Consider the following 25,497-nt stretch of genomic DNA (forward strand, 5'->3'; position numbering starts at 1 on the left):
AGCTAAGTAGCTGTTGTCTTTCCGATCTTGAGAGATGCGCGTCGAACGGGAGTCCCGATTAGGTGGTCCTGGGTGCTTGGGGGCGCGTTCGCATCCCGCGGATCCGGGGTGACCGCCGTGCCGACGGTGTTGCCGCCGTCCGGAGCCAGCACCGTGTTGACCCGCCTGCGGGCGATCGCCCACTCCTGCCATTCCAGCTCGGCCGCGGCCAGCTCGGCCTGGATACGGCAGCCTCCTCACGCAGCCCGTCGACTCGACGGCGAGCGGCGGACTCGTACTGTTTCCAGTAGCCCGACCCCGACGGCATTCGAGGCCTCCCGGCGAGCGACAACACGACAGGCCACAGCTCCCACGGAATCACCGACCCTAAGCTTGAACAGCTGAAACGCCGTCCTCAAGTTCGGCAAGCCAACAGCCACCCACCCTTACCGCTTCAGGGGCGGCGGCGCCGTGCTGCTTCTGACCACCAGGCGGGTGGGAACGATGTCCGTGCCGGATCGGGGGACGTCGTGTTCGTGGATCTGCCGCAAGACCTCCTGGGCACTTTTCCGGCCCACCTCGGCGAAGTCCTGGTGGACGGTGGTCAGGGGCGGGGCGAAGTGGGCGGCATCGGGGAGGTCGTCGAAGCCGACCACGCTGATGTCGCCGGGGACGGCCTTGCCTCGTTCTTGGAAGGCGTGCAGGAGACCGAGTGCCATCTGGTCGTTGGAGGCAAACACCGCGGTGCAGTCCGGCTCTTGTGCGAGTTCGAGGCCGGCCGCGTAGCCCGATGCGGCGGTCCAGTCGCCGTGCAGGGGCGGTGGCACAGGCCGTCCGGCTTCCTCGAGCACGGTCTGCCATGTTTGGGCTCGGCGCTGGCTTGCGTACGACGTCTCCGGACCGGTCACGTGCCAGACGGTCTCATGTCCGAGTTCCAGCAGGTGGCTGATGGCCTCTCGGGTGCCGCCGGCCTGGTCGGTATCGACCACGCGATAGCGGTCTCCGGCGTCGGAGTCCACGACGACCACGCGCACGCCGGGCGGCAGCTTCACGGTTCCCGCGTCAAGCAGGTGGACCTCGATGAAGACGATGACTGCGTCGACGGCCAGTTCGCCCATCCGGGTGAAGGCGCCCAGCACGCTGTCCTGGGTCGGAATGTCGACGGGGATCACCGTGATCGCGTATCCCTCGGCCGCGGCCTGGGCCGCGATCGCTTGCACGGTGTCGCTGTGGCCGGTGGCGGAGAGGCTGTGGAGGATCACGCCGATGGTCTTGAACTGCCCGTACCTGAGGGCGCGCGCGGCACTGTTGGGCCGGTAGCCCAGTTCCCGCATCGCAGCCTGCACCCGCTCCCGGGTCGAACCGATCACGCTGGGATGGCCGTTGGCCACCCTGGACACGGTCTGACGTGAAACGCCGGCAAGCGCGGCGACGTCGGCCCTCGTGACGTGCTGCCTGTGGCGCCCGCCCGGTACGGCTGAGCCGACTTGCTGTGCGCCCACCGCAGGACCAGGATCCTGCTGTCCCAGCTCACTCAGGTCCATCGAGCCTTCGCTCCTGTCTGTCCACTCGTCGCCGTCCGCTGAAGGCTCGGGCGGAAGTTTTAACGTGCGAGAAACCTTGACCTCCCACTGTGACGGGTGCCACGCTACCGCATCATGTTCACGTGACCAACCGTCTGCGGGCTGAATGGTCACGTGAACAAGGTTCGGGTCGGTGCGCTGGGCCGGACTGGATGTTCACGTGACCACGCAGTGTGGTCAGTGTTTGCGCAGCAAGGAGTGAAGCGGTGGTCGCAGCACCACAGGCAGGGGTTCTAGGTGCCAGGAGGCCATCGGCCTCGAGACGGCGGTCGTGGGTCGGCTGGCGGTTCGTCGGGCCGTTCGTGGCGGTGTTTGCGCTGGTCTTCCTCGCACCGATCGGCTACTCGATCTACCTGAGCCTGTTCCGTACCCGGCTGATCGGCGGAACGGCCTTCGTCGGTGCCGACAACTACACCGAGGTACTGGGGGACGCGCAGTTCTGGTCGGCCTTCGGGCGGGTGGCGGTCTTCCTGGCCGTGCAGGTCCCGATCATGTTGTTCCTCGCGCTTCTGCTGGCCCTGGCGATCGACAGTGGCCGCCTGTACGGGGCGGGTTTCTTCCGGATCTCGGTGTTCCTGCCTTACGCGGTGCCGAGCGTCGTCGCGACGCTGATGTGGGGCTTCATGTACGGAACCCGGTTCGGCCTGGTCGGCAACATCAATGAGGCGTTCGGGATCTCGCTTCCCGACCCGCTGTCGCCCGATCTGGTCCTCGCGTCGATCGGCAACATCGTGACCTGGCAGTTTGTGGGCTACAACATGCTGATCCTCTACTCGGCGCTGAGGGTGGTCGATCCGGCGCTGTACGAGGCCACGGAGATGGACGGGGCCGGGCAGCTGCGGATCATCTGGGCGATCAAGCTCCCGGCGCTGCGTGGGGCTCTGTCGATCGCGACGATCTTCTCGATCATCGGGAGTTTCCAGCTGTTCAACGAGCCGAGCGTCCTCAAGAGCCTGGCGCCGAATGCGATCACGTCCTACTTCACGCCGAACCTCTACGCCTACTCGCTGTCGTTTGCCGGACAGAAGTACAACTACTCGGCCACGGTCGCCATCGTCATGGGCGTGATCACGATGATCATCGCCTACGCCGTCCAGTTGCGCGGCATGCGGAAGGAATCCTGATCATGGCGACCACGACTCCCCGCGTCGGGCACAAGCCGCGCACGGCACGGCACGCGGGTGCCTCTTCGGGCCCGCTGGTGGTCCGCCCCGCCCGGCGCGCCTCCCGCCGGAAGCGGCGCAGCGCCACGCTGACCGCCCTGACGGTGATCATGCTGGTGTACACGCTGCTGCCGCTGGCGTGGCTGGCGATCAACGCGACCAAGACGCAGAAGGGGCTGTTCGACTCCTTCGGCCTGTGGCTGGACGGCGACTTCGCCCTGTTCGGCAACATCGCCGACACCTTCAGCTACAACGACGGGATCTTCACCCGCTGGCTGCTCAACACCGTGCTGTATGTGGTGGTCGGGGCGGGCGGCGCTACCTTCCTCGCGACGCTCGCGGGGTACGGGCTGGCCAAGTTCGACTTCCCTGGCAAGAAGGCCGTGTTCGCGACCGTCATCGGAGCGGTCGCGGTGCCTGGTACCGCACTGGCGGTTCCCACCTTCCTGATGTTCTCCGAGATGGGGCTGACCAACACCCCGTGGGCGATCATCATCCCGTCGCTGGTCTCACCGTTCGGCCTCTACCTGATGTGGACCTTCGCCACCGACGCCGTCCCGAAAGAGATCCTGGAGTCGGCGCGCGTCGATGGCGCCGGCGAGTTCCGCACGTTCTTCCAGATCAGCATGCCGATGCTGGCGCCGGGAATCGTCACCGTTCTTCTCTTCAACGTGGTCGCGACCTGGAACAACTACTTCCTGCCGCTGATCATGCTGAAGGATCCCGACTGGTACCCGCTGACCCTCGGCCTGAACAGCTGGAACGCCCAGGCTTCCACCGTGGGTGGCGAAGCGGTCTTCAATCTCGTGATCACTGGATCACTGCTCACCATCGTCCCGCTGATCGTGGCGTTCCTGCTGCTCCAGCGGTACTGGCAGTCCGGCCTGTCCGCCGGAAGCGTCAAGGGCTGATCTGCGCCCGCCGACTGCCAGCCCTCCCAGGTACACCGCACGAAAGGGAACACCCCATGACGAGAACCCGTCGTCACACCCTGCTGCTGGGCGCCGCAGCCCTGTCGGTGGCACTCACCGCCACTGCCTGCAGCTCCTCCGGCACCGAGGACTCGGGCAGCGCCAAGCCTGCGTCCAACGCCGACATCCAGGCCGCCCTGAACGCCGGGGGCGAGATCACGGTCTGGGCCTGGGACCCGACGCTGAAGAAGGTCGTCAGCGATTTCGAGGCCAAGTACCCCAAGGTCAAGGTCAAGCTGGTCAACGCCGGTACCAACAACGACCAGTACACCGCGCTGCAGAACGCGGTCAAGGCCGGATCGGGTGTCCCCGACGTCGCCATGATCGAGTACTACGCCCTGTCGCAGTTCTCGCTCGCCAAGTCCCTCACCGACCTGAACGCCCTGGGTGCGGACAAGCTCAAGGGCACCTTCTCCGCCGGCCCGTGGAGCGCCGTCCACGCCGGCACCGAGGGTATTTACGCCCTGCCGATGGACTCCGGCCCGATGGCCTTGTTCTACAACAAGGAGGTCTTCGACAAGCACAAGATCAAGGTGCCGGCCACCTGGGAGGAGTACATCGCCGCGGCCAAGAAGCTGCACAAGGCGGACCCCAAGGCGTACCTCACCGCCGACACCGGCGACGCCGGCTTCACCACCAGCATGATCTGGCAAGCCGGCGGCAAGCCGTACACCGTCGACGGCACCGACGTCGGCGTGAACTTCGACGACGCCGGCAGCAAGAAGTTCACCACCGCCTGGCAGCAGCTCATCAGCGACAAGCTGCTCGCCCCGGTCCCCGCCTGGAGCGACGCCTGGTACAAGGGCCTCGCCGACGGCACCATCGCCTCCCTCGTCACCGGCGCGTGGATGCCCGCGCCCCTCGAGTCGGGCGTCAAGGCCGGCGCCGGCAAGTGGCGTGTGGCGCCCATGCCGCAGTGGAAGAGCGGGGAAGCTGTCACCGCCGAGAACGGCGGCAGCTCGCTGGCCGTCATGCAGGCCAGCACCAAGAAGAAGCTCGCCTACGCCTTCCTCAAGTACGCCACCGTCGACGAGGGCGCGCAGACCCGCGTCGACGCCGGGACGTTCCCCTCGACCACCAAGCAGCTGAAGTCCGTGGAGTTCCTCAACAAGCAAGACCCGTACTTCGGCGGCCAGAAGATCAACGAGGTGCTCGCCGAGTCGGCCAACGATGTCCTCATCGGGTGGTCGTACCTGCCCTTCCAGGTCTACGCCAACAGCATCTTCAACGACACCGTCGGCAAGGCGTACGTCAGCGACACCACCCTGCAGGACGGCCTCAAAGCCTGGCAGGACGCCTCCCGCAAGTATGGCCAGGAACAAGGCTTCACCGTCAAGTAACACGCCCCCGGCCCGTGTCCCGCCCGCCTGTTGGCGGGACAGCAGGACCGTCCAACGGCCCTTCTTCGCACCTCCACCCTGAGGGCACGAGGTCGCACGACCGGCCGCCAACGGCCGCCGCTGACGACGACCTCAGCGACCCGCCCCCCACCATCGCCCCGCCGGCCACCTGACAGGCCGGCGGGGTCCCACCCCGGGCTCACCGAGCCACACGCGGCCTCCCTCCCCCATGCCCTGAGCCGCCCGTACCCGAAGGAGCAACCCGGATGCACGGACGCTCGCCCAGCATCCTGCCCAGGCCACCGCCCGCGCGGATTCGGGCACCGGTGGTCGCGATCACCGCGGTCGGCCGCGCAGCCGCCAACAGCATCCCGTGCCCGCCGCCCCGAGCATGGACACTCAGCGGGCGGTGACAACGCCGTAGCGGGCCCCACCCGCAGTGGCCCCTTCTCCACAACAAAGGCCGTGCCCGCAGCCCAAAGCGAGCACGTCAACTCAGCCGACCCCACGTTCCCCGGCCGCCCGGCGCCCATCACCACCTCGCGCCGTGCCTTCTCCGGAACACACCCAGGCGCCACCACCGCATCACAAACGCCCACCGCGGCAGATCGCTTCGTGGCGCCCAAGGCGGCAACGACCGCCTGCACAGAGCCGCATGCAGAAAAGGAACACGACATGCCCAACTCCCAACGCACCCGGCCAGGTCCTCACTCCGCCGTACTGCCTCCCGCCCGTACCCGCTTCCTCCGCCGCGCGCTGGCCTGCCTCGCGGCCGCACTGATCGCCGCGCCGATCACCATACTGTCCACCGCGTCGCCGGCGGCTGCGGAAACCAACCCGACGGACGCCAGCAAGTTCAAGGGCGTGAACTGGGCCGTGCCGGGGGACAACTATGTCCACGGCGCCGTCGTCCCCGAGGGGTTGGACAGCTCCGACAGCTACGACACCGTCAAAGCCAAGGCCAACGCCATCCTCGGCGGATTCCAGAGCACGCTCGGCGCCAACACCGTCCGGCTGCCGATCAACACCCACTCCGTCCCCGGCACGACGTGGGGCGACAAGTACACCGGCGCCATCGACGCCGCAATCGCCAAGGGCTTCAAGGTCATCCTCTCCTACTGGGAGGACGATGCGGCCCAGAGCGGCAGGATCACCGATATGGCCGCCTTCAACTCGATGTGGGACGCGGTCATCGGTAAGTACGCCTCCAACAGCCTGGTCTACTTCGAGCCGATGAACGAGCCCAACGGCTACAGCGCCACCGACTGGGCGAACCTCGCCGCCAAGTGGATCACCGACCGCCCCTCGGTCCCCAAGAACCGGATCATCGTGAGCGGACCCGGCTCGAACGACTACGTCACGACCGTGTGCGCCGACTCCCGCCTCGACGGGACCTACCTCTCGCTCCACCACTACGCCTTCGGTAAGCCGGCGAAGACCTACAGCGAATGGGTCACCGACTTCAAGAGCAAGGTCGGCACCTGCGGCACGCGTACCATCCTGGACGAGTTCGGCGCGCCGATGGACACAGGTCTCAACTACAACGACGCGACGAGCACCGACAACTTCGTGCGCTACCTGCGTGCCGACACCGACACCGCCCGTTCCCTCGGCATGGGCGCGGTCTACTGGCCGGCCCTCGGCGGTAAGCGCATCGACCGGCCCACCTACGACTGGTACTCCCTGTTCGACCTCAAGGGCAGCGGCACCAACCTGGCGCTGGGCGTTCGCAACATCAGCGGCATCGACCGCCTGAAGTACGCCTGGGGCAGCGACCCCGGCTCGCACACGAGCATCCTGCGCAACGTCGGCAGCAACGGCTGCCTCGACGTCCCCGACCTCAGCCACAACAACGTCCCGGTCCAGGTCTGGGCCCAGTGCTGGGGCGGCGACAACCAGCAGTGGACCCTGACGCCCTCCGGGCAGATCACCGTCTACGGCGGAACGAAGTGCCTGCACGCCTACGGAGCAGGCACCAACGACGCGACCGTGGTCGGCACCTATGACTGCAACGGCGGGGCCAACCAGAAGTGGATGTTCTACTCCGACGGCACGATCCGGGGAGTGCAGTCCGGTCTTTGCCTGGACAGGGACGGGGCCACCTCCAAGGTCCAGCTCTGGTCCTGCTGGGGCGGCAACAACCAGAAGTGGCAGACCAGCTGAGAGGCCACCCCCCGCCTGACACACCCACAGGCCGGTCGCGGACGTCAAGAGCCGCGACCGGCCTCATCCCCGGGGCGCTCCCCTCCGGGCCCGAGCAGCGGACCGGTCCATCCACGGTCCCATCGGCACTCCGAACGTCTCCCCACCACGAAGCGAGGAAAGCTGTGCCCCTTGACGACCTGACCGCATTCCACTCCGGCTTTGCCTGGGGAGCGGCTACCTCCGCCTACCAGATCGAAGGCGCGGTCGCCGAGGACGGCCGAGCACCATCCATCTGGGACACCTTCTGCAAGCAGCCCGGCACCATCGCCGGCGGGGACACCGGCGACATCGCCTGCGACCACTACCGCCGGTGGCCCGACGACGTGGCGTTGATGAAGGCCCTCGGCCTCAACGCCTACCGATTCTCCATCGCCTGGCCCCGCGTCATGCCGGACGGGGACAGCCGCGTGAACCCGGCAGGGCTGGCCTTCTACGACCAACTGGTCGACGCACTACTGGAAGCGGGCCTTGCTCCTCATGCCACCCTCTACCACTGGGACCTGCCGCAGGCCCTCGAGGACCGCGGCGGCTGGCCCGCCCGCGACACCGCCCTGCGATTCGCCGACTACGCCACCGCTGTCGCCGACAGGCTCGGTGACCGGGTCACCAACTGGGCGACGCTGAACGAGCCGTACTGCTCCGCATGGCTCGGCCACCTCCAGGGGGTCATGGCGCCGGGCCGCACCGACCTGACCGCCGCCGTGCGCGCCTCACACCACCTGCTGCTCGCCCACGGGCTCGGCGTCGAGGCCCTCCGGTCCACCGCCTCACAAGCGCGGGTCGGCATCGTCAACATCCTCACGCAGTCCGAGCCCGCGAGCGACCGGCCCGAGGACACCGCCGCCGCCCGCCGCGACGACGGGCACAACAACCGCTGGTGGCTCGATCCTATCCACGGCCGCGGTTACCCGGCCGACATGGTCGAGGTGTACGGGACCGAACCACCCGCCGAACCCGGTGACCTGGAGACGATCGCCGCGCCGCTGGACTGGCTCGGCGTCAACTACTACAAGCGGTCAGTCACCGTCGACGATCCGCATGGGCCCGCACCGTTCGCCCGTCCCGTCACACCGCCGGGCACACCCCGCACCGGAATGGACTGGGAGGTCCACCCGGACCGGCTGGAACAAATCCTCGTCCGGATCACCGAGGACTACGCGCCGCAATCGGTCCTCGTCACCGAGAACGGCTCCGCCTACCCCGACCGTGCAGCGCCCGACGGCAGCGTCCACGACACTGACCGCACCGCCTTCCTGGAGTCCCACCTGGCAGCCTGCGCGCGGGCTGCCCGCCGCGGCGTCCCGCTCGACGGCTACTTCGCATGGTCCCTGCTGGACAACTTCGAGTGGGCCTACGGCTACTCCCAGCGGTTCGGCATCGTCCACGTCGACTACGAGACCCAGACACGCACCATCAAGGACAGCGGCCACCGCTACGCCGAGATCATCCGCGCCCACCGGCGCACCACACAACACGCAGCTTCCGTCGCGATTCCCACCCCCGAGAAGAGAACCTCTATTCGGAGGAGCGGCGCAGTAACTGAAGACCCTCGTCACCAGGGGACTGTCTGACGCTCACATGTCCCGGGCCGACAGGACGCGGCGAAGCGGTGCATGGATGCCGCCGAGGCCGACGCTCTTGGTAACAGTCGCTTTTCGATCTTGAGAGAAGCCCGTCGGGCGGGAGTCCCGATTGGGTGGTCGCGGGATGCTTGGCGCATACGGGTGGGGCCTCCTGAACAGCTCGTTGGTGTCGAATCACCGAGCAGCAGGAGGCCCTGATGCAGCAGTCTTCCGTGCCGATGGCCGGGCGGTCCAGCTCGGTCACCTGGGAGTGTGACTGTCTGGCTCACCGGTTCGGAAACGCCGCCGACAACGGGTCCCGGCAGCCGCGTTATCCGACGGACATGACGGACCGGGAGTGGACGGCTGTCCGGCCGTTGCTGCCGGTGCCGGGCTGGCTGCGCGATCGCGGCGGCCGGCCGGAGGCGTACTGCCACCGGGCCGTACTTGATGCGATCCGCTACCTGGTGGACAACGGCATCAAGTGGCGGGCGATGCCTGCTGACTTCCCGCCGTGGGACCGGGTGTACGCATTCTTCCGCCGCTGGCACGACCACGGTCTGGTCAGGGAGTTCCACGACCGGCTGCGCGCCAGAGCCCTCCTGATGGTGGGCCGCGACGCGGAGCCGAGCGCAGGCGTGATCGATTCGCAGTCGGTCAAGGCGGACGCGGTGGTCGGGGCGGACAGTCGGGGCTTCGACGGCGGCAAGCTGGTCAACGGCAGTAAACGGCACGTCGTGGTCGACACGCTCGGTCTGCTGCTGGGGGTGATGGTCACCGCCGCGGACACCGGCGACCGCACCGCCTCCCGCGTGCTGCTGAAACAGGTAGGCGATGCCCACCACCGCCTCGCCCTCGTCTGGGCCGACGGCGGCTACACCGGCAGCCTCGTCGAGCACTGCCTGGCCGCGTTCGCGCTGGTCCTGGCGATCGTCAAGCGCAGCGACGACATGCGCGGCTTCGTGGTGCTGCAGGTTGTGGGTTCAGCTGCAGACCGAGGCGATGCAGACATTGATTTTCTTGATCGTGACGGTGGGGTTGAAGGACTTGTAGGTGTTGACCGTCACGTTCTTCAGAGCTGTCGCGTTGACGGAGGCGTTGTTGAGGTTGTTCTCCAGCACGCTGAGCTCGTTGTTGGTCAGCGTCCGGCTCCCCGTGATCTTCACGATCACCGGGCCGACGTCCGTGGCGTTGCAGGTGACCACGTTGGCGAGGCCGTTGCTGCAGCTGTAGTGGCCCGTGGCGGACGCAGTGGAGGCACCACCCAGCAGAACGGCCGGGATCAGGCCCATGAACACAGCGGCGGGGACAAGCAGCTTCTTCATGACGGGTAACTTCCTCTCGTACTTACCGCCCTCCCCCCGGAGCGCCCTGTCCCTTGCCTGCACTCACGCAGACGGGACGTAAGGGAACCCCAGGGGCTTCCAGTGCCTTGGTCTTGCCAACCGCGCGCCACTCACACGCCGACCCGGAAGGCGCCACTCAGATAGGTGACTTCAATTCGCCCTGTTCGAAAAGGGATTGCTGGCGTTTCGTCATCCCGTTCGTAGAACCCGAGGCCGCTCCTGGCTGAGTCGGCTCCCGGGCTCCGCTTCCGCTGCTCTCCTCCGGTCGTGTGTATGACCTGCGGATGCCGGGGTAGGCGCGCGGTCGTCGGCTCGTGGCGGGCCGGCAGGGTGCAGGAATCAGGGGAGGGAAGCATCATGACGACAGTGACTGCGGCGAAGACGGACACGAACGTAGCCGGTCTGCCGGATATCGCCGACCCCTCCCAGGTGACGCCCAAGGACGCCCGGCAGCTGACGCGCCTGTTCTTCGACCAGCTCGCGGTCCGTTGGTGTCCTCGGCCATCCAGGTGAGTGAGTGGCAGCGGCAGCCATAGTGGCTTGTCGCGGTTGTGGTGGTGGGTAGCGGCAGAACTCCAAGAGTCTGGTCCGGTTCTTCTTCGGCTTGATGTGGCCGTAGAGCTTGTCCCTGCCCAGGTCGTAGGCGGCGAACAGGTGGCGGACCCCGTGCGGTCGTGTATAGGTCGCCCGGCGTCGGGGCCGGGGGCCGCGGCTGGGATCCTTGTGCTTCCCACCGCGCTCGGCCCATTGCCGACCGGGGTGGGGCTGGAGGTTGAGCGGCCCGAACTCGTCGAGGCATAAGACGACTTCGGGCTCACCGTCCTCGGGGACGACCTCCCCGTCGGCGATCGCGTAGAGGTGCTCGACGCGGACCTTCTTGGCCGCGTAGTCGGGATCGCGTGAGCTCTTCCAGGTCTTCACGCGTTGAAACGAGACGCCCTCCTCGCGGAGCAGTGCCCGCAGGCCCTCGTGGCTGATGTCGTCGACCACCCCCTCGGCGACCAGGAAGTCGGCCAGCTTGGCCAGGCTCCAGGTCGAGAACGGCAGGCCGTGCTCGGCCGGCTTGGACTTGGCGATCTTCTTGATCTCGCGGCGTTCGGGGAGGCTGAGGTCTTGGGCCGGCCGCCCTTGTACTTCGGGTAGAGCGAGTCGAACCCGTCCGCGCTGAAGTTGTGGATCACATCTCGGACCCGGTCCGGGCTGGTGAACGTCACCTCGGCGATCTTCGCCACGTGCATGCCCGGCGCGGATAACAGCACCATCTGAGCCCGCCGCCAGGTCACCACCGAACCGGTGCCTCTACGGACGATCCGTAGCAACCGCCTGCCCTCGTCGTCATAGATCTCTCGGACCTGCACACGTTCAGCCACGCGATCATTCTGGCCGTCCGGCGCCGCCCAGGACAGCAACAGAGTGACGCCTCATCGCCGGGCGAATGTTCCTGATGCGGCCCTAGGATCGGGCCCGGCCAACGGACCGTCCGGCCGGACCACCAGGGAGGGAAACCATGCGGTACGCCGAGGGGCCCAGAGTCTGTTGCGACGTCTACATCGAGGCGGATCCCTCGCGAGTGTGGGGCCTGGTGACGGACATCGGACTGCCGGCCCGTCTGAGCCCCGAACTGCAGCGTGCCGAATGGCTCGACAGCGCTCGGGGGCCCGCCGTGGGGGCCCGTTTTGCGGGGTACAACCGCCACCGGATGATCGGCGAGTGGCGGACCGTCTCGCACGTCGTCGAACTGGAGGAGCGGCGGGTGTTCGGCTGGGTGGTCGTGGACCCGGACGGCCGGTACGGCGACCCGGTCCCGGACCCCGCGAAGCCCATGGCCACGTGGCGCTTCGAGCTCGATCCCGAGGGGACCGGCACCAGACTGCGGCAACTCGCCCGGATCGGGCCGGGACGCTCCGGGGTCAGCCTGGCGATCGACCGGGCACCGGAGCGCGAGGAGGAGTTCGTGGCCTTCCGGATCGCCGAGCTCCGCACCAACATGGAATCCACCCTGCGTGGCCTCAAGGCACTCGCCGAGGAGGCCGACCCGGTGCACTAACTGCTTTCATCGCCGCCTCGCGGCTGGGCTTCGGCGCCTGGGCGAGCGGAGTCGCCGCCGCCGGTGGGTGAGGAGCGCGGACCTGCCACGCCACTCCGCGGGCCCGCACCCTCGGGCCCGCAACGCGAGCGGCCGCCGTCGGTCGCCGGTCGTCGCACTGGACGTAGTGGGGGCGACGGCGAACGTTGCCTGTCGGGGCACTAGTTGTTGCGGGTCAGGACGTTGGTGACAGGCGAACCGGTCCCTGCACAGTCTGCGCGCTCGCGGGCGTCGACGAGTTCGTCCCAGTGCTCGGCGGTCCAGGCGTAGACGTCCAGGAGGACGGTGAGGAGGCTTTGCCCGAGTGGAGTGAGGCTGTAGCCGGGGGAGTCGGCGCCGGCGTCATGGGTGATGAATCCGTCACGGACGAGTGACCGCAGTGCCCGGGTGAGCTCTTTGGGGCTCGTCCTCGGCAGTGCCCTGCGCAGCTCGCTGAACGGCTGAGCTCCCTCGCTGAGCAGGCGCATGACCAATGGCGCCCACTTGTTCTGCATCCGGATAGGCAGCATCGAGGAGGGACACAGTTCGTCAAACGTCTCGGGCGAGAGCCGGCGCATAGCCCAAGTGTAGGTACCCAATCGGTAACCGGGGGCTCGCCTAGCGTCGAGCGCATGATGAGGATCGTGATCTTCGGAGCAGGTGGCAGGACGGGCAGCGCCGCGGTGGCCGAGGCGACCGCACGTGGGCACCGCGTAACGTCATTGAGAAGCGCGGACGCGGACATCACGGCCCCGGAAGCAGTGGCACGGGCAGCATCGGGCCACGATGTTGCGATCGCGGCCGTGGCGCCCGCTGACACCGACCCGAGAGACTTCTTCCAGGCCGCGGCAAACGGCTTGGTGACCGGTCTGCAGGACGCGGGGGTTACCCGGCTGGTCTGGGTGAGCATCGCCTCGTTGCTGCCCGGTCCCTCCGGAGTCCCGGCCGTCGACACCGACGGCTTTCCTGTGGAGTACCGGCCGTTCTCCTTGGGACACCGCATTGCGCTGGAGGCAATCAAAGCCTCCGACCTGCGGTGGACAGCCGTGAGCCCTGCGGGAGACTTCGCCCCGGACACAAAACCCACCGGCGGATACGCACTCACCGAGGTCGGGGACCTGACCAGTCGTATCACCCACGCTGACCATGCTCGCGCGCTGGTCGACATGGCTGAGCAGTCGGGTCTGCGTGGCGAGCATTTGGGAGTGGCCCCGCTGTCACCCGACCAGAAGGCATCCGCTGCCATCGGGGATGGTCAACAGTGACCCACCGCAACGCGCCCCTGTCGCCCGAGGGCCGCCGTCGTCTGATCGAACGCTGCGCGAGTCGGCCGATCGCCCACGTGGCCGCGGAGATGGGAATCTCACGCGCATGCGCATCCAAGTGGGTGAACCGATATCGCCGCCATGGCGAGCTGGGCCTGCTGGACCGTCCCTCAACGCCCCGCCAACAGCCCACAGCGACGGCCGCCGACGTGATCGTCCGCATCGAGCACCTCCGACGCACCCAGAAGTGGTCGGCGGCAAGGATCGCGTTCGAGCTTCAGGCGGAGGGCATAGCCATCAGCCGTCGGACGGTGTCACGGCACTTGAACGCCCTGGGGTTGAACCGACGCAGGTTCATCGATCCCAGCGGCGACACCAACCGGCAGCCGCGCCAGATCACCGCACGTCGGCCAGGGCACATGGTCCACGTCGACGTGAAGAAGGTCGGCCGCATCCCCGACGGTGGCGGTTGGCGCTCGCACGGACGAGGAAGCGAACAGGCCAAGGCCGTCGAGCGTCGCAAGAAGCGAACCGAACGCGGCGGCTACGTCTATCTCCACTCCGCCATCGACGGTTTCAGCCGCCTTGCGTACACAGAAGCTCTGCCAGACGAGAAGGCCGTCACAGCTGTCGCGTTCCTCCACAGAGCACGAGCCTGGTTCGCTGCCCACGGCATCACCCACATCGAACGCATCGTGACCGACAACGGCAGCTGCTACCGCGCGGACACGTTCACGCGATCACTCCTCGGGTCACGCCATCAACGGATCACGCCCTACACGCCTCGCCACAACGGCAAGGTGGAACGCTACAACCGGATCCTCGCTGAAGAGTTTCTCTACGCCCGCACCTGGACTTCCGAAGAGCAGCGGCGCAAGGGCCTCGCTGTCTGGAACATCCACTACAACTACCACCGACCCCACAGCGGAGCAGCCAGCCAGCCGCCGGCCACTCGACTACGCCAGGGCGCCCCCAACGTCCTGGCCTCATAAAACTAGTGCCGTACCGGCGCGGTCGTCACCCGCGCGAACGTGGCCTGAGCCAGCGCAGCACCCGGTGGCTCGAGCCCGCAGACAGGCTCCCGGCACTGCGGTTCCCGGACGACCAGGCGGTACTCCGCCGCGAGTGCCTTCCTGCTGTGGTACCGGCTGACCTGACGTTGTTCGATCGCGTGAAAAGGCTCCCCGCTGGCGGCATCAGCGCCGACGGGGCGGGCACAGCACTGCCCCGAGGCGGCTGATCACCTAGGCGGACACGTACGTGAGTGCCGGATACACCTCCGGGTCGCCCTCGACACCGGCCTCACGGAGGATCGGAACGAGGATCTCAGCAAAGCGGTTGAGGGCCTCCTCGGACTCCCAGACGTCGACGACGCGGAAGGTGCTCTCGCCCTGTCCCGCGATGTGTGCGAGCAAACCCTCTACGGGCCAGTCGGCTGGAGATTCCATCCGGTGCTTGCCCCCCGTCAACTTGCGGTTCGTCTCCTCGTACTGCTCCTGTGTGAACTCGGGGGAGATGAGGACGATCGGCATTTGGGTCCTTCCAGATCGCGGAGACGCGGCAGGCTGCCACGTCCGGGCCGGAACCAGGCGACGGCGACGTCCGCCAGTTCACATAGCGATCCTGGGCCGCGTCGCATCATCGCGCATGACGTGCTGCTCCACACGGAGTCACGCCCTCGAAAGGGCGAACGTTGCCTGATGCGGCACTAGCTTGATCTTTAACCCGTGCGGCGAGGCCGTGGGGTCGTCGTCTTCTTGTGCCGGGACGTGGCGGTGTCGGTTTTGCGGACTGTGTGGACGTCGTGTCGTGGGGCGGGCCGGGTGTTCTTGCGGCCTGATGGTCTGCCGGGGCCGGGGCGGGAGGGTTTCGGTGCACCGGCCGGGCAGGTGGTTGTCGGGCGGATGTGCCGAAAGTCGCGGCGGACGCGGGCGGGCGTGAGGCGTTCGACAGGTGCGGGTTTCTCCCAGGGCCGACGCCGGTCGGCCACCAGTGGACGGGCGAGACGGAGTTGGGTGTAGGCGGCGAGGACCAGCCAGGTCCATCGGTCGGCCGCCTCGGGGGTGCGGATCTTCGGGCAGGTCCAGCCGAGGTTCTGCTTGAACAGGCGGAAGGTGTGCTCGATGTCGAACCTCTTAGAGGAGCCAGTAACGCCGGATCAGGCGTGGGGCGTGGCGGGTGAGCCAGGAGCTGGCCAAGCCGATGGCGGCGCCGGTGACTACGTCACTTGGGTAGTGGGCGCCGCTTTGCACGCGCTCGAGCGCCACCATGGCGGCCGGTACCGCGCACGCCGCTCCGGCGGCCGGCCATGCGGGTGCGACAGCGGCGGTGAATGCCACTGCGGCGGCGGTGTGTCCGGAGGGGAAGGAGGAGGAGTCGGGGCGGTCCTCGACCTCGTCGTGGGGGAACCACTCCTTCGGTGGCCGGGGCCGGTCGACCAGCTGCTTGCACAAGCCGTTCGAGATCAGCTGTGCCATCACCAGGGCACCCAGCCCGGCCACCGCCGCCTTACGGCCGCGCCACCCTCCCACCCACGCCATCGCGGCAGCGGCGCCACACCACAGCTTCGTGCTCTCGGCCATCTCCTCCACCGCTGAGAGCACCTTGCCGACGCCGGGCGGGATGCGGGAAGCCGCGTGTTGGGTCAACGACCGATCAGCGTCACGCAACCCCGCCAGAAGCCTCATGGGAGGCAAGTATCCCGAGGTCACCGACCCACACCCAAGATCATCAGGTGGCGGGTCACATCTGGTCCAGGCGGCGCCGGTCCTCCTCGTCCCACTTCCGGGTGTCGCGGGGCTGGGTGTACGGCTCCGCCTCGGCCGGATGGCCGCCCGCGATGGCCCGCTGGCGTACGGTCTCGGCGTCGAACTCCAGCCCCAGCAGGATGGCCAGGTTGGTGATCCACAGCCACAGAAGAAAGACGATGACGCCGGCCATGGTGCCGTAGGTCTTGTTGTAGGAGGCGAAGTTCGCGACGTAGAACGCGAAGGCGGCGGAGGCGATCATCCACATGACCAGGGCGAGGAAGCTGCCCGGGGTGATCCACCTGAAGCCCTTCACCTTCGCGTTCGGGCTCGCCCAGTACAGGATCGCGATCATGACGGTGACCAGGACCACGAGAACGGGCCATTTGGCGATCGACCACACCATGAGCGCCGTGTCCCCGATGCCCAGAGCAGTGCCGGCCTGGCGGGCCAGGCCGCCGGTGAACACCACGATCAGCGCACTGACCACGGCCAGCACCATCAGCACGACCGTCACGCCGATTCGCACCGGAAGGATCTTCCACACCGGGCGGCCCTCCGGCATGTCGTAGACGGCGTTCGCCGCGCGGATGAACGCAGCCACATAGCCGGAGGCGGACCACACCGCCAGCGCGATGCCGACGATCGCCATGATCGAGCCGACACCGGCGTTGCTCTGCAGCTGCTCCACCGCCCGGGTGATGATGTCCCGGGCCGAGCCGGGGGCGAACTTCTTGATGTTGACCAGCACCGAGTCGGTGGCCGACTTGCCGGTGATGCCCAGCAGCGACACCAGCACCAGCAGGGCCGGGAACAGCGACAGCACTCCGTAGTACGTGAGAGCCGCCGCGCGGTCGGTCAGCTCGTCGTCCTTGAACTCGCGCAGCGCGCCCTTGAGCACGGCGCCCCAGGCCCGTTTGGGCAGCTTCGTCGGCGCGTCCGGCGCCCGGCGCTCCACCTCGGGCCCGGGCCCGGCCTCCTCGGGCGTGGGCATCGCGCGTCCCTGCGCCTCGTCGCTCCCGTGATCCGCTTTCCGCCCTGGGAGATGCAGCTTCGCCATGCCCCCCGGGTAACCATCTCGGGCCCCGCCTACGCCAGCAAGAGCGGGCGCGGCGTGCGCAGAGGGGGCGTCAGGCGTCAAGGGCGTGGCGGAGGGTGGGGTAGCAGTCGATGATCTGGTCGAGGCCGACGAGCTGCATAGTGCGCATCACAGGCTCGGTCGGGCCGGCCAGAGGACGTTGATGCCGCTGGAGTCCATGAACGTCACGCCGCTGAGGTCGACCACGATCCGCGATGCGGCCGCGCCCTCGGCGAGGCTGGGGGGTCAGGCGGTGCGACGGTCGGTGTCGCCTCGTAGGCTTCGGGCCATGACCGAAATCCACACCCTGACGCCCCGCGACGCCTTCGAGCTGCTCATGGCCGGCAACGAGCGCTTCGTCTCAGGTGCCACCGAGCATCCGAATCAGGACGCCACCCGCCGCGCCGAGATCGCCCCGTCCCAGCAGCCCTTCGCCGTGCTGTTCGGGTGCTCCGACTCCCGGCTGGCCGCCGAGATCATCTTCGACCGCGGCCTGGGCGACCTGTTCGTGGTGCGCACCGCCGGGCATGTCGCCGGTACGGAAGTGCTCGGGTCCATCGAGTTCGGCGTGAGCGTTCTCAACGCGCCCCTGGTCGTCGTTCTCGGCCACGACTCGTGCGGCGCCGTCGCCGCGGCCTGCTCCGCCCTGGAGAACGGGCAGACGCCGGGCGGCTTCGTCCGTGACGTGGTCGAACGGGTGACCCCGAGCGTGCTGGCAGCCCGCGCCGCCGGACGGGAGACGGCCGAGGAGATCCTGGCCGAGCACATCGAGCACACCGTGGACCTGCTGCTCGAACGCTCCCGCGTCCTGGCCGAGCGGGTGGCCGCCGGCCGTCTCGGCGTGGTGGGGCTGTCCTACCGACTGGCCGACGGCCGCGCCCAGCTCGTCGCCGCTCGCGGCCTTGATGCGGCGGTCCCCACGCCGTCCTGACCGCCCGGCCGCGGCTGCCCCGGCGTGCTTGCCGCGGCCGGAAGGGACCCGTATACGTGGATGAAGGCCCGACCGGTCTCCCCATTCTGATCCTCCACGGAGGGGCCTCGATGGCTCACGGAGCCGACCACACGCCCAGCGCTGTCCCCCGCGCCGACCCAGCGCGGGCCGCGGACTGCGAGCTGTGCCGGGGATGGGGCACGATCATCACCGCCGACGGGCGGCACGAGCTGTGCCCGGCCTGCCAGGCCGATGAGCACCCAGCCGAATGCGTCACGAATCCCTCCGGCACCCGCGTCCGGCAGCAGTGAGGGCGTGAGTGCTGGTCACGCTGTCGGTCAGGGCCCGGCGGCGCGGCGGAGCCGGTTGGCGATCGCCAGTCCAAGCCCCTCCTCCACCGGAAGGGACGCGATGATGAGGTCGCAGCCTCGCTGGTCGAGCTCGCGCAGGAACCCGTACAGCCCGCGCGCGTAGGCAGCCGTCGAAGCGGGGACTGCCACCACGGCGTGCGCCTTCACCGGGGCGTCGGCGAAGGAAGGGGGAAGGAAGACGCCGACCTGGTGCCCCAGCTCCTGTGCAACTTCTGCTTCGGCGACGACCTTCTCGGGCGACGAGGACGACCCGCGCCTGGGGGGCGTAGTGCGACGGATGCTGGCCCGGCACCCGCACGTGGCTCGTCGAAGGGACCGCGGTCGGGCACCCCAGCACCGCTTCGATGTCCTCGCGGGTCACTCCGCCGGGCCGCAGGATGCTCGGGATGTCGCCCGTGGCGTCGACGATGGTCGACTCGACGCCGACCTCGCACGGGCCGCCGTCCAGGACGAAGTCGACGGCCTCACCAAGCTCGGCACGGACGTGGTCCGCGGTGGTGGGGCCGACGCACCGACTGACGTCCTCCAGGCCCTGCAGGCGCTGCGCGATGAACAGGTGGAGCGGGCCCGTGCGCTGGTGGAGACCGTGATGGCTCTGCACCGGTGACCGCACCACCGCGCGGGTGGATGCGCACCACCGTCCATCCGGTGCGCATCCACCCAGTGACAGGCGCTAACGCTGGCGGTGCGAGGTGCTTGCCGTGGGCCGGGTGAAGTCCCGGGCGCTGGCATCCGTGACTGGATACGAGGGATGGGCAGCGATCTGGTCCCGGCCGGGGGGAGCGCGGCAAATAACCGTGCTTTGCTGCCACTTCAACTGTTTGGGTGTCTTGAGGGGACAAGCGCCTACATGCCGAAGTTGTTCCGACTATCAATGGTGGCGCTGAGTTCATCATCCTCCTTGGAGGCACCGTGAAGTTCCCCCGCTTGGCCGTTGCTGTCACCGCCGCGATGTCCACGGGTCTGCTTGCCTGCGCGCAGGCCCCCACCGCCTCCGCCGCCACGTTCACCGCGGAACTGGTCGCCCGCAACAGTCAGAAGTGCGTGTCTGTCAACGGTGCGGGCACCCAAAATGGTGTCGCTGCCGTCCAGTGGGACTGCGTGGGCCAGTCCAACCAGCAGTGGAAGCTGGTGGCTACCAGCGCTGGCTACTACAACGTGATCGCCGTGAACAGCGGCAAATGTCTGTCGGTCACCGCCGCCGGCGTCCAGAACGGCGCCACGGTGGTCCAGTGGGACTGCGTGAACCAGTCCAACCAGGAATGGAGACTCGTCCAGAAGGACAGTGGCTACTTCTCCATCGAAGCCCGGCACAGCGGCAAGTGTCTGTCCGTCAACGGCCAGAGTACCGACAACGGTGCCGCGCTTGTCCAGTGGGACTGCGTGGAGTACACCAACCAGCACTTCCGGCTTGGCTGAGGCGTACTCCCCAGGTGGGGCCGACGGCACGGGAGTAGTGCGCATCGGGTGCGCGGCATCGGGTGCACTCAGTGGCCGGCCCCCCGGCCGCGGTGCGGTCCGGGCTCCTGCGGGCGGTGCGCCTGCTGGTCGTCCGCGCGCACCGGGTGCACTCCATCGACATCGTCCTGTTCGGTGGAGCGGTCCGTGCGGGCGCGGGAGTCGTCGGCCGCCTTGGTGAACGCGTCCTGGAGGTGGCGCAGCCGTTCGGCTGTGAGATCGAGGGCTTCCACGTCCGTGCGGGACTCCCTCAAGGCCCGCAGCGCCGTCAGGTCGATCGCCTCCCGGCGTCCGGCCTCCGGCTCCTGGTGTCGTGCTCGGAGTCGGCGGCCGGGGGCGCGAGCAACTGCTCGGCCATCGCCGCCTGCTGGTGCGCGACGACGTCGTACGCCCGGCCCCGCACGGCGGCGACGCGCAGCTTCTCTCGCACCACCGCACCGGCGAGGACGGCCCGCTCGTACTGCAGCGGGACGCGGGGTATCTCCCACTCCCCCGCGTCCTGGCCCGGGGCCCCGGGCGCAGCCGGCCCGCCGGGATCGGCCGGGGGCTGCCGGTCCGGGCCGGGCGCGGGAGTTGGTGGGCGGCGCCGGGCGGGGAGGTCGGGCAGGTCCCACCGTGCGGTGTAGAGGCGATAGCCGGGCTCCAGGCCGCGCACGGTCTTCGGCTCGCTGACGTCCGGGCAGTGGGTGGAGATAGCGGCGGCCACGATCTGGTCATCCATGCCGGGGTCGCGGCGGCGGCCGCGCAGGACGAGGGCGAGGTGGCGGCGGGCTTCGGCGAGCAGGTGCCGGCGGTGGAAGCGGCCGCCCTCGTTCATCACGAACACCGTCGCGGTGACGTCGACTGCCGCCAGGGCGAGGTCGACCACGGCGGCGACCCGGGCTCGGATCGCTGCAGCCGCGGCGCGGGCGTACTCAAGGAGGGAGTTGATGATGTCGACGGCCACCCCGGAGGTGAGGATCGCGCTCGCCTTCCACCACGCGCGCAGCTGCGCGAGCGGCCGGGCCGTCTGCTTCGGCGGGCGAGTCTTGCGGGCGGCCATCTGGTTCAGCTTGGTGCGGGCCCGCTCGGAGACCACGGGCAGGAACTTCGGCTCGCCGTCGTCGTCGACGGCGGTGACGTACTCGTGCTCCAGCTCGGAGAGGCAGGCGGCGATCTGGTCGCTGCGCCGGGAGGTCCAGCGGATCAGCTCGTGCGGCGCCCCGGCAATCTCCATCACAGGCCGGCGTCCCGGGGTGCGCGGCTCGGTCGCCAGCCCCAGCGCCTCGCAGACCTCAGCGGCCACGATCTCGTTGTAGAGCGCGGAGGCGGCCACGGTGTTCTCGTGCAGGGCCAGGGTGTGGATCGAGCCCCACTTGCCGTCCAGGCGCTGCCCCTTCACGGACAGAAGCAGATGGTCATGGAGCAAGGGCATCCCCGACCGTGCCTCGGAATGGCGGAAGCGCGCGGCGACCGGACCGCCGGGCGGTCGCACCCGGTAGATGCCGTCCTTGCCGTATCGGATCACCGCGACCTCGTCCTCGATCCACTCCAGCACCCGCTCGATCGTGCGCTCGTGCGCGGCCTCGATCACCCGCCGGGTCTCGTCATCCCCCAGCGCCCACAACAGTAGATCGTCGACTGCGGTCGGAAGACGAAGTCGACACCCGTGACAATCACCCGGCGACCGAGGACGCCGGCCTTGAACGCCTTCTTCGGGGAGTCGCCCTTGGCGACCCTGTCGGCCTCGATCTGGTCCGCGTACGGGTGCCGGCCCCGCTCACCCAACAGGTTCCGCAGATGCTGCTCGGTGACCTCCTCCCTCGGCGTCAGTCCGAGCACGGCAAGTCCCCGGCCCATCCATCGCCCTGCCAGAACCCCGGCTTGCTCCTGGGCCTCGCAGCGGCGTGCGGGCCGGGCGGCGGCCCTCGCCGACGACCGTCTGGCGCAGGTAGTAGCGGTACATCTGACCGGCTCGGATGACCCTGATATCCACTGTCATGCAGACCACGTCACACGGCTCTCACCTGCAAGAAAAGGCCGATCAGCGGTACGTCCCGCCAGGCGGGAGCAGCGGCCGAACTTTCTTCTCAGGTGCCCGTCAGGCGGGGAGCGGCCCCGTGCCAGAAGCGAATGTCATCACTCTCCGGCTTGGCTTTGAGCGGCGAGGTGACCTCCTCAGAAGCTCCGGTTAATCCTGGAAGGGGGTGGTAATGAAGCGCGCCACCAGCACGCTCTTGGGGTCTGCGGCGCGCCCGTTCAGGCCGGGCCCGCCGCCAGAGGCCTTGCCCAGGCGGGAGGCGGGCGTGTGTACTCACTCCAGGTGCCTCGCGCTTGAGTTGGCTGAGAACACTGCGCGACACGGCTACCCCACGGACGGGCTCCGTTGACGTCAAATACGCGTGCGGTGTTAGTAGTTAGCCCGCCAGCGAGCCGTCTTGGGCCCTTCCTTGTATTCGCTCCTGGCTCTACGCTGACGCGGTGTCCGGAAGTTTGCAGTCAGGCGTCAGCGTCATCACCCGGGGGAGACCGTGGACGTCCCGACGTTGATCGTCCTGGGGGCGGCCGGCGGTTTGCTGCGTGGTGCCGTAGACCTGTACAGCCGGTTCGTATCCTGGCAGACCGTTCGCCTCGACTGTCGGCAATCGGCAAGGCAAGCACCGCGGTTCCAGGAGTACTTCGACCCCTCCACCGACATCGTCGCGCCCGTCCTGCACACCCTGATGGGCGCCGGAGCCGCAGTACTGTTCGGCACCACGGGGCAAATCAGCGGTGAGTACGCCGCTCTCGTCGTCGGAATGTCAGCCCCCATGTTGCTCACCCAACTCACCCGCGTCCAGACAGTGAACGAGGCGGTGACGGACGACCGGCGGCCTGCCGAGGGGGCGGAGGCACCCACGGCAATCGGTGCGCCTCCGGCTACTAGTGCCGTGGGCGGTGCGGTCGGCGCCAGCGCCTCAGATGCTGCAACGAGCACACCGCCCGTTCCCCTGCCCCAAACGGACCCCCGGCCAGCACCCTCCCCGTCCCTCGCCAGCCCGGTCCAGCAGGCGGCCTCTGCTCAGAGCCCACCTCCCCCTGCGCGTCCGCTGTCTTCGTCCACGCCACGTTCCGCGCTTGCTCCCACGCAGGAGCCCATCCCCGGCGCGCTCTCTGCGGACTGCACCCAGCGTGCAGAGCCCGCACCTCCTGGGGACACTCCCTTGCCCGGCGACCCGACCGACAGAACGGGCCCTGGCCTCGATGGTCGAGGCGCACCACGATGGCGTCAGGGACCTGCGACCGGGGAGGAGGGGCTGTGAACAGCGTTCCACAGCACCTGCTGAGCGAGGACCGCCAGGAATACGAACGGATCCTCGACGAGGCGCTGCGCTCCGCACCACACCGTCCCGAACTGGCCGCTGTCGGACAGCGGCTCAACCCGGAACAGTTGCGCACCATGGCGCTCAACGCCACCGCACTCATCACGGCGGCCGCGGCGGCCGAGTACCAGCACTACGTGAAGGTCCGCGAGGAACTGCGCCGCCCGGCGCCGTCCACCCCGTCGTCCAGCCGTGACACCGGCTCCGCGGAGCTGGGCTCGAGCACGATGGGGCTCGCCACCCCCATGGGAGAGGTCGCCGAGACCACCGGCGCGGGCGCCTTGGGCGCCGGGCCGTCGTACGGCGGTCGGACCAGCGACGGGATCGCTGCACATCGGTGGGCCAAAATGTCCTACGGCCGTCGCCTGCTAGCAGCAGTACTCGGCCTGCACGTACGTCCAGATGTACCCGCTGCAGCCAGAGCCGCGCGGCCCAGCGCGTTCTCGGTCTTCGCCGCTCCTGCCACCGTCCTCTCCGGAACCATCGCAGCGATCTTCCTGCTCGTGGGCTACATCCTCACGATGCTCGACCCCGAGCCGGCGTCCGCCCAGACCATGCTCACCACCGGATGGGTGTTCAGCGCCGTGACCGCAGCCGCGATCCTCATCGCCGCCGTCGGGCTGCTCATCACCGGCCTGCACAACAGTCCCTCACTCGACGACGGACCCTACGGAGAACTGAACGAGGAAGTGAACCGGGCCAGGGACGCCTGGCGCGAGGCACTGCTGGATCGCGGGATTCTGCCGTTTCTGCAGGAGGCGCTGGCCGACTCCGCCACCGCCGTACTGCCTCGTACGGCACCGCCGGCTCCGACCTTCCGCATGCCGCACCTCGGCTACGACCCGCCCGGCTTCAGCAGCCCGGACGACGGCGCCCCCGGCCCGCGCCCTAGCTTCACGAGCCGGGACTACACCAGCCCGGACTTCGGAGGACCCGAGCGCCAGCCGGAGTGACACACGAAGTCACCTTCGATGAAACAGATGTCTCGCCTTTTGACTCCACACCCGTGGAATGCGGCCGCTCACGGGAGACCGTCCAACGCTCTGACCTGGCCGGATGGGCCGAGTACGGCTACTGCGCCAGCCGCAGCCGCTTCTTCTGGGGTCTGCGCCTGCACCTGATATGCACCCTCCAGGGGCTGCCCACCGCCTTCGCCCTGACGGGAGCCAAGGCCGACGAGCGCGAGACCCTGCTTGGCCTGCTCGCGGCCGAACCACACCTCCTCGCCGCCCGTCCTGCCCAGACAGTGATCGGCGACAAGAACTACTTCGGTCGCACCTTCGAGCACGAACTCGCCCAGCAGCGTATCCAGTTGCTACGGCCGACCCGCAAGGGCGAACAGCAGCGGCCCGGCGGATCGCTGTTCAAACCGCTGCGACAAGTCATCGAGTCGGTCAACGAAACGTTCAAGGGACACCTCAACCTCGAACAACACCGAGGACGCACACCCCGCAGTGTCATCACCCGCGTTCTGCAGCGCATCCTCGCCCTGACCGCCGTGGTCTGGCACAACGATGCCACCGGACAGGACACCCTCCGCTCGCTGACAACGTACGACCACTGACCCCTTGGAATTGATCATCTAGGAGGTAGGCCTCGCACTGCTCCCGGTCCCAGCCCCAGTCGATGAGCGGGAACACGCCCGTGCGTCCGGGGACCTTCGTGGCGGCTTGGTCGCCGAAGCGGCGGCCTTCCTCGTCGGCGTTGAAGCCCATGATCTGCCTGAAAGGGCGGCCGCCGAAGACCTGGGTGATCCACCGGTCGCCGACCTCGCCTTTCGCCCGCAGGCTGCACTTGCGGACGCCGGCCTGCTGCGGGACGGTCCCCACGGACTCCAGCTCGTCCCACAGCGTCACAGGCCACGGGCGAACAGCCGCCCGAGGTGGCGGGAGTCGTCCAGGACCGTGATCCCGTCGGCCTTCAGGTGCTTCTCCGGGGGTTCGGCCTGTTGCGTCGGCGGAACGCTCGGGTTGATGCAGCTCAGCGCCGATGCGCTTGAGCGCATTTCTTGATCCCCCCGCATGTGCCGGGCCGCCCGGCACACAGCTGGACGGCGCCACAGCAAGGGAGTCGGCGGCCAACGGCAGCGACA

Annotated in this window: 23 protein-coding genes and 4 pseudogenes; 14 read left to right on the forward strand and 13 right to left on the reverse strand. The window is 68.4% G+C overall.

Annotation, left to right across the window (positions count from 1 at the left end):
* Nucleotides 1-425 precede the first annotated feature (425 nt).
* Nucleotides 426-1,523, reverse strand: a complete 1,098-nt coding sequence (locus ACZ7L0_RS29080) for a LacI family DNA-binding transcriptional regulator (protein WP_471245565.1) — start codon at nt 1,521-1,523, stop codon at nt 426-428.
* 245 nt (nt 1,524-1,768) lie between these two features.
* On the opposite strand from ACZ7L0_RS29080, the gene ACZ7L0_RS29085 reads away from it, so the two are divergent.
* The 6 genes from ACZ7L0_RS29085 to ACZ7L0_RS29110 all read left to right on the forward strand — a co-directional run bounded on the left by ACZ7L0_RS29085 (nt 1,769) and on the right by ACZ7L0_RS29110 (nt 10,137).
* The gene (locus tag ACZ7L0_RS29085; protein WP_471245483.1) at nt 1,769-2,686 is read left to right on the forward strand and encodes a carbohydrate ABC transporter permease; all 918 of its coding nucleotides are present in this window, start codon (nt 1,769-1,771) and stop codon (nt 2,684-2,686) included.
* A gap of 2 nt (nt 2,687-2,688) precedes the next feature.
* Entirely contained in the window at nt 2,689-3,636 is a 948-nt protein-coding gene (locus ACZ7L0_RS29090; RefSeq protein ID WP_471245484.1) for a carbohydrate ABC transporter permease, read from the forward strand.
* Between the two features lie 56 nt (nt 3,637-3,692).
* On the forward strand, nt 3,693-5,036 hold the full coding sequence (locus ACZ7L0_RS29095; protein WP_471245485.1) for an ABC transporter substrate-binding protein: 1,344 nt from the start codon (nt 3,693-3,695) through the stop codon (nt 5,034-5,036).
* Nucleotides 5,037-5,711: 675 nt separating this feature from the next.
* Nucleotides 5,712-7,199 (forward strand): ricin-type beta-trefoil lectin domain protein, encoded by a 1,488-nt coding sequence (locus tag ACZ7L0_RS29100; RefSeq protein ID WP_471245486.1) that lies wholly within the window; start codon nt 5,712-5,714, stop codon nt 7,197-7,199.
* Between the two features lie 164 nt (nt 7,200-7,363).
* Nucleotides 7,364-8,812: a GH1 family beta-glucosidase gene (locus ACZ7L0_RS29105; RefSeq protein WP_471245487.1), complete on the forward strand. Its 1,449-nt coding sequence runs from the start codon at nt 7,364-7,366 to the stop codon at nt 8,810-8,812.
* Nucleotides 8,813-9,021: 209 nt separating this feature from the next.
* Entirely contained in the window at nt 9,022-10,137 is a 1,116-nt protein-coding gene (locus tag ACZ7L0_RS29110; RefSeq protein ID WP_471245488.1) for an IS5 family transposase, read from the forward strand.
* 573 nt (nt 10,138-10,710) lie between these two features.
* On the opposite strand, the pseudogene ACZ7L0_RS29115 reads toward ACZ7L0_RS29110, so the two are convergent.
* Nucleotides 10,711-11,519, reverse strand: a pseudogene (locus tag ACZ7L0_RS29115) (IS630 family transposase); the annotation flags it as partial.
* Nucleotides 11,520-11,656: 137 nt separating this feature from the next.
* Between ACZ7L0_RS29115 and ACZ7L0_RS29120 the strand changes: the two are divergent.
* A complete protein-coding gene (locus tag ACZ7L0_RS29120; RefSeq protein ID WP_471245489.1) occupies nt 11,657-12,196 on the forward strand; it encodes an SRPBCC family protein in 540 nt (179 codons plus the stop codon).
* Between the two features lie 200 nt (nt 12,197-12,396).
* Here ACZ7L0_RS29120 and ACZ7L0_RS29125 read toward each other — a convergent pair whose 3' ends face one another.
* Nucleotides 12,397-12,792 carry a winged helix-turn-helix transcriptional regulator gene (locus ACZ7L0_RS29125; protein WP_471245490.1) on the reverse strand — a complete coding sequence of 132 codons (396 nt, stop codon included), beginning with the start codon at nt 12,790-12,792 and terminating at the stop codon, nt 12,397-12,399.
* 54 nt (nt 12,793-12,846) lie between these two features.
* Here ACZ7L0_RS29125 and ACZ7L0_RS29130 point away from each other — a divergent pair, with 54 nt between their 5' ends.
* A complete protein-coding gene (locus tag ACZ7L0_RS29130; protein ID WP_471245491.1) occupies nt 12,847-13,479 on the forward strand; it encodes an NAD(P)-dependent oxidoreductase in 633 nt (210 codons plus the stop codon).
* Nucleotides 13,476-14,471: an IS481 family transposase gene (locus ACZ7L0_RS29135; protein ID WP_471245492.1), complete on the forward strand. Its 996-nt coding sequence runs from the start codon at nt 13,476-13,478 to the stop codon at nt 14,469-14,471. The genes ACZ7L0_RS29130 and ACZ7L0_RS29135 overlap by 4 nt, the downstream gene beginning before the upstream one ends.
* A 252-nt stretch (nt 14,472-14,723) precedes the next feature.
* Here ACZ7L0_RS29135 and ACZ7L0_RS29140 read toward each other — a convergent pair whose 3' ends face one another.
* The 5 genes and pseudogenes from ACZ7L0_RS29140 to ACZ7L0_RS29160 form a co-directional block, all read right to left on the reverse strand.
* Nucleotides 14,724-15,011 (reverse strand): hypothetical protein, encoded by a 288-nt coding sequence (locus ACZ7L0_RS29140; RefSeq protein WP_362032382.1) that lies wholly within the window; start codon nt 15,009-15,011, stop codon nt 14,724-14,726.
* Between the two features lie 188 nt (nt 15,012-15,199).
* A pseudogene (locus ACZ7L0_RS29145) lies at nt 15,200-15,616 on the reverse strand (NF041680 family putative transposase); the annotation flags it as partial.
* The gene (locus ACZ7L0_RS29150) at nt 15,615-16,166 is read right to left on the reverse strand and encodes a phosphatase PAP2 family protein (protein ID WP_471245493.1); all 552 of its coding nucleotides are present in this window, start codon (nt 16,164-16,166) and stop codon (nt 15,615-15,617) included. The pseudogene ACZ7L0_RS29145 and the gene ACZ7L0_RS29150, both read right to left, overlap by 2 nt.
* Nucleotides 16,167-16,221: 55 nt before the next feature.
* Nucleotides 16,222-17,286: a YihY/virulence factor BrkB family protein gene (locus ACZ7L0_RS29155; protein ID WP_471245494.1), complete on the reverse strand. Its 1,065-nt coding sequence runs from the start codon at nt 17,284-17,286 to the stop codon at nt 16,222-16,224.
* 147 nt (nt 17,287-17,433) lie between these two features.
* Nucleotides 17,434-17,511, reverse strand: coding sequence for a hypothetical protein (locus tag ACZ7L0_RS29160; RefSeq protein WP_471245566.1), 78 nt, complete (start codon nt 17,509-17,511; stop codon nt 17,434-17,436).
* 82 nt (nt 17,512-17,593) lie between these two features.
* On the opposite strand from ACZ7L0_RS29160, the gene ACZ7L0_RS29165 reads away from it, so the two are divergent.
* Together ACZ7L0_RS29165 and ACZ7L0_RS29170 are read left to right on the forward strand one after the other, a co-directional pair.
* Nucleotides 17,594-18,235 carry a carbonic anhydrase gene (locus tag ACZ7L0_RS29165; protein WP_471245495.1) on the forward strand — a complete coding sequence of 214 codons (642 nt, stop codon included), beginning with the start codon at nt 17,594-17,596 and terminating at the stop codon, nt 18,233-18,235.
* Nucleotides 18,236-18,345: 110 nt separating this feature from the next.
* Nucleotides 18,346-18,546: a hypothetical protein gene (locus ACZ7L0_RS29170; protein ID WP_471245496.1), complete on the forward strand. Its 201-nt coding sequence runs from the start codon at nt 18,346-18,348 to the stop codon at nt 18,544-18,546.
* A 27-nt stretch (nt 18,547-18,573) separates the two neighbouring features.
* Here ACZ7L0_RS29170 and ACZ7L0_RS29175 read toward each other — a convergent pair.
* A pseudogene (locus tag ACZ7L0_RS29175) lies at nt 18,574-19,222 on the reverse strand (L-threonylcarbamoyladenylate synthase).
* 296 nt (nt 19,223-19,518) lie between these two features.
* Between ACZ7L0_RS29175 and ACZ7L0_RS29180 the strand changes: the two are divergent.
* Nucleotides 19,519-20,025: an RICIN domain-containing protein gene (locus tag ACZ7L0_RS29180; RefSeq protein ID WP_471245497.1), complete on the forward strand. Its 507-nt coding sequence runs from the start codon at nt 19,519-19,521 to the stop codon at nt 20,023-20,025.
* A 68-nt stretch (nt 20,026-20,093) separates the two neighbouring features.
* On the opposite strand, the gene ACZ7L0_RS29185 is transcribed toward ACZ7L0_RS29180, so the two are convergent.
* From ACZ7L0_RS29185 to ACZ7L0_RS29195, 3 genes are read right to left on the reverse strand one after another with little or no spacing between them, the layout of a single operon-like run.
* A complete protein-coding gene (locus ACZ7L0_RS29185) occupies nt 20,094-20,297 on the reverse strand; it encodes a hypothetical protein (RefSeq protein WP_471245498.1) in 204 nt (67 codons plus the stop codon).
* Nucleotides 20,298-20,332: 35 nt separating this feature from the next.
* Nucleotides 20,333-21,670: a MobF family relaxase gene (gene mobF, locus ACZ7L0_RS29190; protein WP_471245499.1), complete on the reverse strand. Its 1,338-nt coding sequence runs from the start codon at nt 21,668-21,670 to the stop codon at nt 20,333-20,335.
* Nucleotides 21,634-21,885: a hypothetical protein gene (locus ACZ7L0_RS29195; RefSeq protein WP_471245500.1), complete on the reverse strand. Its 252-nt coding sequence runs from the start codon at nt 21,883-21,885 to the stop codon at nt 21,634-21,636. The genes mobF and ACZ7L0_RS29195 overlap by 37 nt, the downstream gene beginning before the upstream one ends.
* Nucleotides 21,886-23,305: 1,420 nt before the next feature.
* On the opposite strand from ACZ7L0_RS29195, the gene ACZ7L0_RS29200 reads away from it, so the two are divergent.
* Nucleotides 23,306-24,358: a hypothetical protein gene (locus tag ACZ7L0_RS29200; protein ID WP_471245501.1), complete on the forward strand. Its 1,053-nt coding sequence runs from the start codon at nt 23,306-23,308 to the stop codon at nt 24,356-24,358.
* A gap of 26 nt (nt 24,359-24,384) precedes the next feature.
* Nucleotides 24,385-24,969: pseudogene (locus ACZ7L0_RS29205) on the forward strand (transposase); the annotation flags it as partial.
* A 288-nt stretch (nt 24,970-25,257) separates the two neighbouring features.
* Here the strand turns inward: ACZ7L0_RS29205 and ACZ7L0_RS29210 are convergent.
* On the reverse strand, nt 25,258-25,410 hold the full coding sequence (locus tag ACZ7L0_RS29210; protein ID WP_471245502.1) for a hypothetical protein: 153 nt from the start codon (nt 25,408-25,410) through the stop codon (nt 25,258-25,260).
* Nucleotides 25,411-25,497: the final 87 nt, after the last annotated feature.

The sequence above is a fragment of the Streptomyces sp. NPDC039424 genome (assembly GCF_055639495.1).

Excerpts from the sequence above, each read along its gene's own strand:
- ACZ7L0_RS29080 (WP_471245565.1), bottom strand. The coding sequence starts at position 1,523 with ATGGACCTGAGTGAGCTGGGACAGCAGGATCCTGGTCCTGCGGTGGGC.
- ACZ7L0_RS29090 (WP_471245484.1), top strand. The coding sequence starts at position 2,689 with ATGGCGACCACGACTCCCCGCGTCGGGCACAAGCCGCGCACGGCACGG.
- ACZ7L0_RS29095 (WP_471245485.1), top strand. The coding sequence starts at position 3,693 with ATGACGAGAACCCGTCGTCACACCCTGCTGCTGGGCGCCGCAGCCCTG.
- ACZ7L0_RS29100 (WP_471245486.1), top strand. The coding sequence starts at position 5,712 with ATGCCCAACTCCCAACGCACCCGGCCAGGTCCTCACTCCGCCGTACTG.
- ACZ7L0_RS29110 (WP_471245488.1), top strand. The coding sequence starts at position 9,022 with ATGCAGCAGTCTTCCGTGCCGATGGCCGGGCGGTCCAGCTCGGTCACC.
- ACZ7L0_RS29120 (WP_471245489.1), top strand. The coding sequence starts at position 11,657 with ATGCGGTACGCCGAGGGGCCCAGAGTCTGTTGCGACGTCTACATCGAG.
- ACZ7L0_RS29125 (WP_471245490.1), bottom strand. The coding sequence starts at position 12,792 with ATGCGCCGGCTCTCGCCCGAGACGTTTGACGAACTGTGTCCCTCCTCG.
- ACZ7L0_RS29130 (WP_471245491.1), top strand. The coding sequence starts at position 12,847 with ATGATGAGGATCGTGATCTTCGGAGCAGGTGGCAGGACGGGCAGCGCC.
- ACZ7L0_RS29140 (WP_362032382.1), bottom strand. The coding sequence starts at position 15,011 with ATGCCGATCGTCCTCATCTCCCCCGAGTTCACACAGGAGCAGTACGAG.
- ACZ7L0_RS29150 (WP_471245493.1), bottom strand. The coding sequence starts at position 16,166 with ATGAGGCTTCTGGCGGGGTTGCGTGACGCTGATCGGTCGTTGACCCAA.
- ACZ7L0_RS29155 (WP_471245494.1), bottom strand. The coding sequence starts at position 17,286 with ATGGCGAAGCTGCATCTCCCAGGGCGGAAAGCGGATCACGGGAGCGAC.
- ACZ7L0_RS29165 (WP_471245495.1), top strand. The coding sequence starts at position 17,594 with ATGACCGAAATCCACACCCTGACGCCCCGCGACGCCTTCGAGCTGCTC.
- ACZ7L0_RS29170 (WP_471245496.1), top strand. The coding sequence starts at position 18,346 with ATGGCTCACGGAGCCGACCACACGCCCAGCGCTGTCCCCCGCGCCGAC.
- ACZ7L0_RS29200 (WP_471245501.1), top strand. The coding sequence starts at position 23,306 with ATGGCGTCAGGGACCTGCGACCGGGGAGGAGGGGCTGTGAACAGCGTT.
- ACZ7L0_RS29210 (WP_471245502.1), bottom strand. The coding sequence starts at position 25,410 with ATGCGCTCAAGCGCATCGGCGCTGAGCTGCATCAACCCGAGCGTTCCG.